14 protein-coding genes and 2 pseudogenes are annotated in these 9,114 nt (G+C 41.7%); 3 read left to right on the forward strand and 13 right to left on the reverse strand.

The features are described from left to right. The 8 genes and pseudogenes from O9295_RS19985 to O9295_RS20020 all read right to left on the reverse strand — a co-directional run. On the reverse strand, nucleotides 1–84 hold an 84-nt coding region (locus O9295_RS19985; protein WP_288034799.1), incomplete at its 3' end, for a helix-turn-helix domain-containing protein. Then, nucleotides 62–670: pseudogene (locus O9295_RS19990) on the reverse strand (IS607 family transposase). The gene O9295_RS19985 and the pseudogene O9295_RS19990, both read right to left, overlap by 23 nt. Before the next feature lie 148 nt (nucleotides 671–818). Further along, on the reverse strand, nucleotides 819–947 hold the full coding sequence (psaJ, locus tag O9295_RS19995) for a photosystem I reaction center subunit IX (protein ID WP_002738148.1): 129 nt from the start codon (nucleotides 945–947) through the stop codon (nucleotides 819–821). Between the two features lie 45 nt (nucleotides 948–992). After that, complete coding sequence (locus O9295_RS20000) at nucleotides 993–1,487, reverse strand: Photosystem I reaction center subunit III (RefSeq protein ID WP_147073742.1); 495 nt, start codon at nucleotides 1,485–1,487, stop codon at nucleotides 993–995. 132 nt (nucleotides 1,488–1,619) lie between these two features. After that, a complete protein-coding gene (locus O9295_RS20005) occupies nucleotides 1,620–2,039 on the reverse strand; it encodes a secondary thiamine-phosphate synthase enzyme YjbQ (RefSeq protein WP_061430703.1) in 420 nt (139 codons plus the stop codon). A gap of 10 nt (nucleotides 2,040–2,049) precedes the next feature. After that, the gene (cobA, locus tag O9295_RS20010; RefSeq protein WP_147073740.1) at nucleotides 2,050–2,850 is read right to left on the reverse strand and encodes a uroporphyrinogen-III C-methyltransferase; all 801 of its coding nucleotides are present in this window, start codon (nucleotides 2,848–2,850) and stop codon (nucleotides 2,050–2,052) included. A 299-nt stretch (nucleotides 2,851–3,149) separates the two neighbouring features. Further along, nucleotides 3,150–3,515 carry a clan AA aspartic protease gene (locus O9295_RS20015; RefSeq protein ID WP_288034813.1) on the reverse strand — a complete coding sequence of 122 codons (366 nt, stop codon included), beginning with the start codon at nucleotides 3,513–3,515 and terminating at the stop codon, nucleotides 3,150–3,152. After that, nucleotides 3,512–3,787, reverse strand: a complete 276-nt coding sequence (locus tag O9295_RS20020; protein ID WP_045362926.1) for a hypothetical protein — start codon at nucleotides 3,785–3,787, stop codon at nucleotides 3,512–3,514. Before O9295_RS20020 ends, O9295_RS20015 begins: the two co-directional genes overlap by 4 nt. Nucleotides 3,788–4,124: 337 nt before the next feature. Between O9295_RS20020 and O9295_RS20025 the strand changes: the two genes are divergently transcribed. Both O9295_RS20025 and O9295_RS20030 read left to right on the forward strand, forming a co-directional pair. Further along, entirely contained in the window at nucleotides 4,125–4,370 is a 246-nt protein-coding gene (locus tag O9295_RS20025; RefSeq protein ID WP_008201147.1) for a type II toxin-antitoxin system Phd/YefM family antitoxin, read from the forward strand. Continuing rightward, a complete protein-coding gene (locus O9295_RS20030; RefSeq protein WP_079209839.1) occupies nucleotides 4,367–4,765 on the forward strand; it encodes a type II toxin-antitoxin system VapC family toxin in 399 nt (132 codons plus the stop codon). Before O9295_RS20025 ends, O9295_RS20030 begins: the two co-directional genes overlap by 4 nt. Nucleotides 4,766–5,084: 319 nt before the next feature. Here the strand turns inward: O9295_RS20030 and O9295_RS20035 are convergent, their stop codons facing one another. The 5 genes from O9295_RS20035 to O9295_RS20055 all read right to left on the reverse strand — a co-directional run bounded on the left by O9295_RS20035 (nucleotide 5,085) and on the right by O9295_RS20055 (nucleotide 8,814). Continuing rightward, on the reverse strand, nucleotides 5,085–5,348 hold the full coding sequence (locus O9295_RS20035; RefSeq protein WP_288034815.1) for a DUF2442 domain-containing protein: 264 nt from the start codon (nucleotides 5,346–5,348) through the stop codon (nucleotides 5,085–5,087). A 43-nt stretch (nucleotides 5,349–5,391) separates the two neighbouring features. Next, the gene (locus O9295_RS20040) at nucleotides 5,392–5,568 is read right to left on the reverse strand and encodes a DUF4160 domain-containing protein (RefSeq protein WP_306344554.1); all 177 of its coding nucleotides are present in this window, start codon (nucleotides 5,566–5,568) and stop codon (nucleotides 5,392–5,394) included. Nucleotides 5,569–5,709: 141 nt separating this feature from the next. Next, a complete protein-coding gene (locus O9295_RS20045; RefSeq protein ID WP_288034818.1) occupies nucleotides 5,710–6,210 on the reverse strand; it encodes a cysteine--tRNA ligase in 501 nt (166 codons plus the stop codon). After that, the gene (locus O9295_RS20050; RefSeq protein ID WP_147070674.1) at nucleotides 6,207–7,265 is read right to left on the reverse strand and encodes an AAA family ATPase; all 1,059 of its coding nucleotides are present in this window, start codon (nucleotides 7,263–7,265) and stop codon (nucleotides 6,207–6,209) included. The genes O9295_RS20045 and O9295_RS20050 overlap by 4 nt, the downstream gene beginning before the upstream one ends. Before the next feature lie 388 nt (nucleotides 7,266–7,653). Continuing rightward, a complete protein-coding gene (locus O9295_RS20055) occupies nucleotides 7,654–8,814 on the reverse strand; it encodes a PEP-CTERM sorting domain-containing protein (RefSeq protein ID WP_288034821.1) in 1,161 nt (386 codons plus the stop codon). A 175-nt stretch (nucleotides 8,815–8,989) separates the two neighbouring features. Here O9295_RS20055 and O9295_RS27505 point away from each other — a divergent pair. Continuing rightward, a pseudogene (locus tag O9295_RS27505) lies at nucleotides 8,990–9,114 on the forward strand (ATPase); the annotation flags it as partial.

A 9,114-nucleotide genomic window follows, 5' to 3' on the forward strand; every position in this document is an offset into this window, starting at 1 on the left:
ATGACGTGCGGTTCCTGCGTGTTGGGCTAATAATGAGCGTTGTTGATTATTTAGTTTTAACTCAGTCTTGAATCCTAGTAGCAACGTCTCTTAACTCCTCTACGATTTTTCTATTTTTATGGCTTCTAGAGCCATACAATCTAGCGGAAAATACCGTAATAATCTCTAAGACATCTTCTGCTAAATCCTCCTCAAATGTACTGTCTTCAGTTCGATTAATAATGACAACTTCAGTCCCGAATTGTTCACACAGACTAAAGATTAATTCCCTACCAAATCTAAGTAATCTATCCTTATGAGTTAAGACTAATCTCTCTACTTTACTATCAACAATCAACCGAATTAATCACTTTAATCCTTTTTTGTTGTAGTTAAGTCCTGAACCTAGGTCGTCTATAATTTCAACTTGCCAACCGTTTTGAGCGCAAAACAGTTCGACAACTTCTTTTTGACGTTCTAAATCCTTCTTTTGGTCATGACTAGAAACACGGCAATAGCCAACAGTATAAGAGAGATTCTCTTTTAAACCAAGCAACTGAGAAATTGTATAACGACGATGCCCATTAGCAGTCCGTTCTGGAATTAGTTTACCTTCAGACTCCCAACGCCTTAACGTCGATACGCTTACACCTTTCAATTTAGCTGCTTCCGCTCTGGTTAACTTACTCATAGAACGATTATAGCATAAGTCATGAGTAATTTTGGATAATATTAGTTAGGTTTTTGGCTTCTGTATTTAACCCCCAATCCCTGGGATCATTGCCCTTAAAAAGGGATACAGTGGACTCTGTATCCCCTTTAATCACCTGAGATTGCCTTTAACCTAGCGGGTGGAATAAGAGATCGGGATAAAAGCGATTAAATTCGATTAAAATCCCGGCAGTGAAAGTCAGCAGCGCCATAATTAACACGGGTGCGGACGAGAGAAATTTAGTAAGTCCTTCCATCTGAGTTCTCCTAGGGAATAAAAAGTCAAGGGTTTGACACAAAAATTAACGAGGGGAAACGGTAATTTCCGAATCCTTAACGGTTAATTTACCGGAAGTGGCTTCTTGTAAAGCCGCCAACGGCCAGAGAAAACCCGTTAACATTTTGCTCAAAGCGAGGGGAACATCGATGATGATTTCCTTGATTTGGGCATCTTTGCTGTCGCGCACGGCGATTAAATAGGCCCGACCAACCCAACCGATCCAACCGGCAATGTACAGGAATAGGATGCTAGGGATAAAGAAATCGCCCATGTGATCCCAACGACCATCAACAATTAGGTGCGGATAGCCTTCAGGTCCACAGAGAGCTTGGGAGTAGGTTTGAGCGCGTTTGGCTCCCGATTCGGGGTCAGGAGTGGTGTTGCGGAAACTCTTCGCTTTTTGTAGGAAAGCGGGATTTTCGCTACAAGGGGTCAGATTAGACAAATCAGCCGACGCTGGAGCGGCAAAGGTGAACCAGAGAGATAGCACCAGGGCCAGAGCGAACAATTTTCGCATAAATTGTTTCCTTTTGTTACGAAATATGAAGTTCTTTGTTCAAAAAGCGAACAATTTGATCGTACACGGAAAAAATCTTACTCCGATGAGGGGTACGAGTAAAGTTTCTATTACAAAACTATACGCAAAGCTTCAGACCCCGGTGATATGAACCACCACTTGCCTTTGGTGACGACTCTGACGATGTTCCCAGAGATAGATACCTTGCCAGATCCCTAAAACTAATTTACCTCTAGCGATCGGGATTTGTTCCGATGTCCGGGTTAGGACCGAGCGAATGTGAGCGGGCATATCGTCTGGCCCTTCGGTAGAGTGATAGTAGAGACTGCTATCTTCTGGCACTAACTTAGCGAAGAAATTGGCCAAATCGGTGAGAACATCGGGATCGGCATTTTCTTGGATCAGCAAAGAAGCGGAGGTGTGACAGACAAAGACACTGCATAATCCCGTCGTTATGCCCGATTCAGCCACGATCGCCTCTATGGGGGCAGTGAGACGATGGAAATTCTTGGGACTGGTGGCAATTGTCAGGGATTTTTGATATTGACGCATGGAAACCGAATCAGGGAGAAATGGGTGTAGGGGGGATTGTCCTGGAGAGCAAAGGTTGTCCCGCTTGCAAGAGATCGTGAAGGTTCACCACTGCCCCGATAACAGCGATCGCTGGGGCTTCAAAGCCGGTGGCTTCGATCTGGTCCATAATCGTAGTGAAAGTACCGATTAACTGCTGTTGCTGCGGTGTTGTTCCCCAGCGAATCAGGGCGATCGGTGTTTCTGGACTTCTGCCGGCCTTGGTTAACTCGCCGATAATATAGGGTAAATTATGCACACCCATATAAACAACAATTGTTTCCGCACCATGGGCGATCGCTGACCAGTTAACTTGAGGACGATATTTACCCGCCATCTCGTGGCCGGTGACGAAGGTAACGGAAGAACTATAATTGCGATGGGTGAGGGGAATACCGGCGTAGGCAGGCACGGCAATTCCTGAAGTGATCCCCGGCACGATCTCGACGCTAATTCCAGCCGCGATCAGATCGAGCATTTCTTCACCCCCGCGACCGAAAACAAAGGGATCACCCCCCTTGAGACGAACAACCACGGCATTAGTCTGGGCCCTCTCGATCAGTAAAGCGGTGATTTCCTCCTGTACCAGAGAATGACGACCGCGACGCTTACCCGCATGGATTTGTTCGGCCCTGGGGTTAATCATGGCTAGAATCGAGGGGCTAACTAGGGCATCATAGAGGACAACATCGGCATTTTCTAAGAGAACTTTCGCTTTCAAGGTCAACAAACCGGGATCTCCGGGACCCGCACCGACGAGATAGACCTTACCGCAACTTTCTGATTGATTCATAGATACTGGGGAGAAAATTCTTGCTTCGATCGAATGCGCTTGATCCCTACTTTATTGTGACTGGGGCAAAATTTGGTATTTTTGACTACAGTTACTCGGCGATCGTGCTCTTTCTTCATGAAGAATTATGATCTTAACATTACTTAACCTTTTATCTAGCGATCGCTCTGATCCTAAATCTTGTTTAACAGGTATGGGGGAGAGCGGGTTTTTCAAGTGGGATTGGGAGTTAATCATGCTATTAAAAACCGATTCAGTATAACGGCTAAGTTAGCCTGCGTTTGCGCTAATGCTGAGAACTACAATTCGTCAATTGTTACCAACCCACCTTCCGTAAACTGAATCACAAGTTCATGGCTATCTAATAAAGCAGTTCCAACCAGGGGTCGCCGTCCTGTGGCAAATACACGAGTTTCTTGCTCCTCACCATTCCAGATAATAATTGCTTTGTGAAGAGGCAGCATTACTTGGCTGTTGTCTGCTAAATTCGCCCGCATATCGTACCTGAAAGGACGATTCAGTAATGCTACTGCCTCCGATGGTAAACAAAGCTCATCTGCAAATCCTGTATCTACTACAAACTCAATCGGAAAGTCAGCGCGATTTGGAATCCGAAATGGGATAGTGATGATCGGGTGTCCATTAGCCACAATACCTGAAATCACTTAACTACACGCGACCTGATACCCCCACCAAAAGCGGCAGCAACGTTGTAGCCAATTTTGATCCCAAAGAGCCGAGCATGGGGGTGTTTCTCGCTCAATAAGTCAGCAGCGTGTAAGCCATTTTCATCAACTTTGTAGTCACCTGTTTCAATGTCAATGATGACCATCTTGCCAATGTTTTCCTCAACTTCCACCTCTTGGCGGATTCTGCTTTCGTACAGTTTCTCTGCACGTTGAGCAACTTCTTCACGGCTTAAAAGGATAGCTTGCATATACTAACTCCCGATTGCGATTTGACTTCTGGAGACTTCTCTATAATATCTCACAGGTCTGTAGGATGAGCTAATGCCATCCTACTAAGTCTCTACAAGATTGGCTGCTACCCAGTGCCTTCGGCATCGCATTTAGACTTACAGCTTCAATAAATCTGCATGGTGCGTTCCCCAAAAATCGATCGCTGGAGCGGTAGAAGTTGCATTAGGGAACGCACCCTACAGCGATAGCGTACTGCTACGCAGTGCCTTCGGCATCGCACTTCAAACTAACTTGCCCTTGCAGAATCACCGCAACTAAACTAAACTTAGTTTGTAGATTTGGTTTTTTAAGACCATGGAAACTGTAAACATTCATCAGGCTAAAACAAACCTTTCTCGGCTATTGTCCCGTGTGGAACTCGGAGAGGAAATCGTTATTTCAAACCGAGGTATTCCAATTGCTAAACTTGTTCCATTTCGGACATCTTTAGATCGACGGTCTAGTTTAGGACAAGATCGAGGGATGTTTACCGTACCAGATGATTTTAACGCTCCTTTACCAGAAGATATTTTGGTAGCATTTGAGGGTGGTGCGGAGTGAGACTTTTACTGGATACACAATGCTGGCTGTGGTGGTTTGCCCAACCAGACAAGTTAAGTGAGAATGTAATTGAACAAATTGCAAACGAAAGCAATGAATTGTGGTTTTCTGTTGCCAGTGTTTGGGAGATGGGAATTAAAGTCTCAATCGGTAAATTACCACTGCCAGAGCAAATAGATGATTATGTCTCTACTCGAATGACTCAACTAGGAGCTAGATCGTTAGAGATCAATGCTTCTCATGCTTTGCGGGCGGCTGCATTGCCTTTACATCATCGCGATCCTTTTGACAGAATGCTGATTGCACAAGCTCAGGTAGAAGATATGACACTTGTGAGTGCGGATTCAACATTTAATCAATATGAAGTATCTTTGCTTTGGGCAGCTAGTTCTTAGTTATAAACACAGAATTTCAGCTGCCTTCTAGATATTCGTGAACCAAATTCTGTGTAGTTACAATTATTAACTCGCACATTTTTGCAACTAATTGACTGTCATTTCTGGAAGACTCCAAAGTGACTTGACACTGACCTGCACAAGAGCCTTCAATTTCACAGCCTTTGCAGAAATCGTTCTTACAGCCAATCAATGTCCATGGTGCGTTCCCCAAAAATCGATCGCTGGAGCGGTAGAAGTTGCCTTAGGGAACGCACCCTACAAGATCAGCGTGCTGCTACGCAGTGCCTTCGGCATCGCACTTAATTAAGGATAAAAACTAGGCTTTAGCTTTTAATGGAAATCTCTCAGGATTTTTAATAATTTCTTTGCTTAAATCTACATCTAAATCTGGCCAATAAAAATGATTAGGAAAAGGCTCTTGTATATTTAAAATGTGTCTAATAGGGACATCTTGAAACCAGGGAAAATCTTGATAGGAAAGAAACATTTCTTCATTGTTTGCCAGAATCCATATTCCATGAGAAGAAATATGAGTTACTTCAGCTTGAGAAGTGTTTTGTCCAAGCATTTCTAAGTTCATTTTGTCGTTCCTCAATAATAGTTTTTATCGCTTGAAGTTGTTTTCAAGATAGGTTATAATTACGAGCTAATTCAATTTGTGGTTCCAGCAAAAATTTAGCTTCTCCTTCTGCACAATGAACATGAACGTGCATTCTTGTTTCTTCGCGGGAAAAGAAAAAGAAGCGATAGTCATCTTCTCGGAAAACAGTTGGACTCAGCAGACATCTAATCAGGATGATTGATGCTTACGCTCTGTTTATTATAGCAAATATTAAGTTAAAAATACAAGAGGGAGAAGTAAGAGGATAAAAATCCTCCTCAACTGATCTAAAATTAAGGGGGAATGAGTTATATTAATTTGCCAGTTGAGAATATTAGAATTAAATTACACTCCACGGTACACTCTGCATCCGAGTAGATTCTACTACCTTTGGATGAGGGTTGATCGGCTTAATTAATCTTCTCAGTTTTTGCTGCACATCTACAGGGTTAATGGCGCGGGGAAAAAGTCGGGAATGTGTTTCCGGTTGTTCAAGATGGAGGACAACCTGTAATTGTTTTCCCTGAAGAACTTTTCTGGCAAAATTTGCTTCGGATTTGTCAGAGGCATTAATCTTCGCTGGTAACATAGCAGCGATTGTATAGAGAACTTTTTCGGTAACTTCTTCGGCGAGATCTTGAGCTTTCGTACGACGTGACTGGCGATAATCTTTCACCTCAATTAACCAGATATCTTGTCGATAAATCGCAATCAAATCAACTCCTTTAATTCCATCTAGCATTGTAGAGAAATGGTGACGATAAAAAGCCCAATTATCGTATTTACTGACTTGCCACGAATCGGGAAAATCAAAGATTATGCCGTCCACTTCAACCCTCACCGTCTTTCTTCTCCCATACTTAAAAAGCGATCGGATTGAGCAAGCTCTTGATCAAGGGCTGTGATTTCACCGATTTCATCGCTTGTATTTCCTTGTTGAACGACTACAGCACCATCGGAGAAATGTAGGCCGAAAAAACGCGTATTCAGGGGAAAGTTATCTCGATCGCTCATTAAAATTTCCAGTTCTCGTAGTAAAAATAAACTATGGGTTGCCAGAAAGACTTGAATACCCGCATGACTAAGATTGACGATGCTCTTAGCGACTTCTCTGATCAAAATAGGGTTGAGATTCGCTTCCGGTTCATCCCAAAATAAAACACCTTTTTCCATTAACACACCAGTGGCGATTAGACGAGCTAACATCGCTAATTTACGATTTCCTTCGGCAACGAGAGGCATCTCGAATCGTCCACTTTCATTTTTTAGATAAAAACGCCCATTTTTATCTAACTCTAGCGAACCTCCCATCGCCGATTCGATCGGTTCCAATAACTTTTGAATGGGTTTTTCCTTATTGCCACGTTGCAAAGGAGCGCCGAGAAGTAAGCAAGTATCTCGCCAAGTTTCGTCAAATTCAAGATAATGACTTTCGTATAGAGATACAAAGTTTGGAAAAATTGTCAATAGCTCTCTAGTAGGAAAATAGGCAGAAGATACATCAAGCCAAGCCTCTGGAACTTCCTCTAGGGAGACTTCGGTTTTACTATTAGTTGCGAAACTGAAAGCAAAATTAAATCGACTATCTTGAAAGTGTAATTTTACGTCACATCGTTCTCGCCCTTGCTTTCTGCGGGTGAGCCTTCCTAAATAATCGGGGCGAAATACATGAATCAGTTTATCGGCTAAACGAGTTTGCAACAAAGTTTTTGTTGGCGTTCCGTTCGGAGATTTTCGCCCTTCTTCCCCACTGGTAGCGAGTGCCGAATAGAGAATCTTGAGAAGATGAGTTTTGCCTGTTCCGTTTTCCCCGACAATGACATTCAGATTTTGGGAAAATTGCAGCTGGATTTCGGGAAAAACCGTCAAATTTTTAACTATTAATTTATTCAGCATGAACTGTACCTAGAAAAGAGTCGCTCACTATACTTCTAAAACGCCCCCTTTCAAGATGATAGCTTTTAGGGGGCAAAGTGCGCTAGTATAACTCCCTTAGGACTTAGACAAAAAACGGTTTTTTCAAGATACGAAAACCCTAGCGCAAGTGCATCAGCTATTTTCCATCAGCTAAATTGTCTAAGTCTCCCTAAGATTTATAGTGGGGACTTTTCAAATGCGTAGGCAAGTTGAGGACACAGCCATCCCCAAGTCCCTCTTAGGGTTTGCTGTTCCATTTTAAGACCTCATCTTAATTATCAACCATTATGGTGCAAAGCCTAAACCTAACAAATAATCCCCCTCAACTTATTCAATTAAGGGGGAATGAGTTATATAAAAAAGCAATTTAACCAACGTTAGTGGGTTCTTTTTCGGTTGAATGAGAGCGTTTTACTTTGCGTTTTAAGGTTGCACCTGCACCAAGTATTCCAAGACCTAACAAACCCGTTACTGTTGAAGGTTCCGGAATTTTTGACTCTGAAATAAATCCTCGAATTGTCGATCCTACAGGCATAAACGTAGCAGCAGTGTCAAATTGACCCGTTATGGGATTATAAATTGCTTTTTCAGTAATAGTACCCCCTGGCATTCCTTGTTTTGTATCGTGGGTTATACAAAGTTGCGCTCTTCCGTCAGCAAACTTGATGACACAGGTTAAAACAGCAGCATGGCCTTCACCCCAAATTTCAACATCTTCACCATGTTTTATTTCAGCAATTATCTGATCAATAATGTTTGCATCATTCATGATAAACAGACCATCACCAGGTCCAAAATATTTAGTGGTGACATAATCTTTGAGAGCATCACGTTTTTTTGACCAAGCAGGTACAGCAGTCCCATCTGGTGTAGTCATCAAAATCTGTTTAAGACCTTCAATACTTTTTAAAGTTTCAGGTATTTTGTTTTCTATATCTAGCCATTTTAGACTGTTAGAAAATGCCCCCGGCGCACATTCATTCTTCCCAACATCTTGATTAACCATTCCTGGATGATAAGCCCAGTTTACTGGCGTTCCACCTATAATTGGTTGAGGAACTGTAAGAGGAAGTGGAGCTATACCAGATAAACATCCTCCTGTTATGATATCAACATCTCCTACTGAAGATGTTAATGGTGTTCCTGAAGGTTGCATACCTAAAGGTGTGCTTGTCAAAGAGGCTATATAATCAAGAGAAGAAACATCATTACCAATTGTATTTCCTAAATCAAAATTGAAAGTTAGTGTCTGTGAAATACCAGAACCTTCTATACTTAAAAGAGGATCATCTTGAATTAGCCAATTCCCGTTTACTACAAGGTTAAAATACTGAAAATCTGAACTACCAATAAAAGATAAATCAGTTTGACCCCAATTAGAATTAGTAGTAATATCACTATCAAGATCAAAGTTGGCTTGATTAAAGGTAATACCAGTAATTTGTCCCACCGCTTTGATAGGCAAGAAAAGGGATACAGCAAAAAGACTTGATAAGTAAAGTCCTTTTTGGATTAGATTTAACAACATGATAAATACTCCTCAGCTTGTAGTAAATGATTGAACGTCCACCCAAGCTTACTAACCCTAAAATTTTCTTTCAAGGCTTTTAAAGTTATATAAAGTCATACAAAGCAGTATTAAGACAAATAACTTAAATCTAAAAATAATATTAAATTGACCGTACGCCTGATAATGTCATATAATGTCAGGTAAAAGCTTATTAATCTGGATTCTGTGTTTAACAATGAACAATTTTGATATTCACTCTTTAATTACAACTGTTGATAATCTCATCTTCTCCTATACAGGAGAGAATTTAGATGATGT

This window comes from Microcystis sp. LE18-22.4A (assembly GCF_027531105.1).
In the GTDB taxonomy this organism is placed as follows: Bacteria; Cyanobacteriota; Cyanobacteriia; order Cyanobacteriales; family Microcystaceae; genus Microcystis; species Microcystis aeruginosa.

Bases quoted from the DNA above. Each gene is read 5' to 3' on its own strand.
- psaJ (WP_002738148.1), bottom strand. From the start codon at position 947: ATGGAAGGACTTACTAAATTTCTCTCGTCCGCACCCGTGTTAATTATG.
- O9295_RS20000 (WP_147073742.1), bottom strand. From the start codon at position 1,487: ATGCGAAAATTGTTCGCTCTGGCCCTGGTGCTATCTCTCTGGTTCACC.
- O9295_RS20005 (WP_061430703.1), bottom strand. From the start codon at position 2,039: ATGCGTCAATATCAAAAATCCCTGACAATTGCCACCAGTCCCAAGAAT.
- cobA (WP_147073740.1), bottom strand. From the start codon at position 2,850: ATGAATCAATCAGAAAGTTGCGGTAAGGTCTATCTCGTCGGTGCGGGT.
- O9295_RS20020 (WP_045362926.1), bottom strand. From the start codon at position 3,787: ATGCAAGCTATCCTTTTAAGCCGTGAAGAAGTTGCTCAACGTGCAGAG.
- O9295_RS20025 (WP_008201147.1), top strand. From the start codon at position 4,125: ATGGAAACTGTAAACATTCATCAGGCTAAAACAAACCTTTCTCGGCTA.
- O9295_RS20035 (WP_288034815.1), bottom strand. From the start codon at position 5,348: ATGAACTTAGAAATGCTTGGACAAAACACTTCTCAAGCTGAAGTAACT.
- O9295_RS20050 (WP_147070674.1), bottom strand. From the start codon at position 7,265: ATGCTGAATAAATTAATAGTTAAAAATTTGACGGTTTTTCCCGAAATC.
- O9295_RS20055 (WP_288034821.1), bottom strand. From the start codon at position 8,814: ATGTTGTTAAATCTAATCCAAAAAGGACTTTACTTATCAAGTCTTTTT.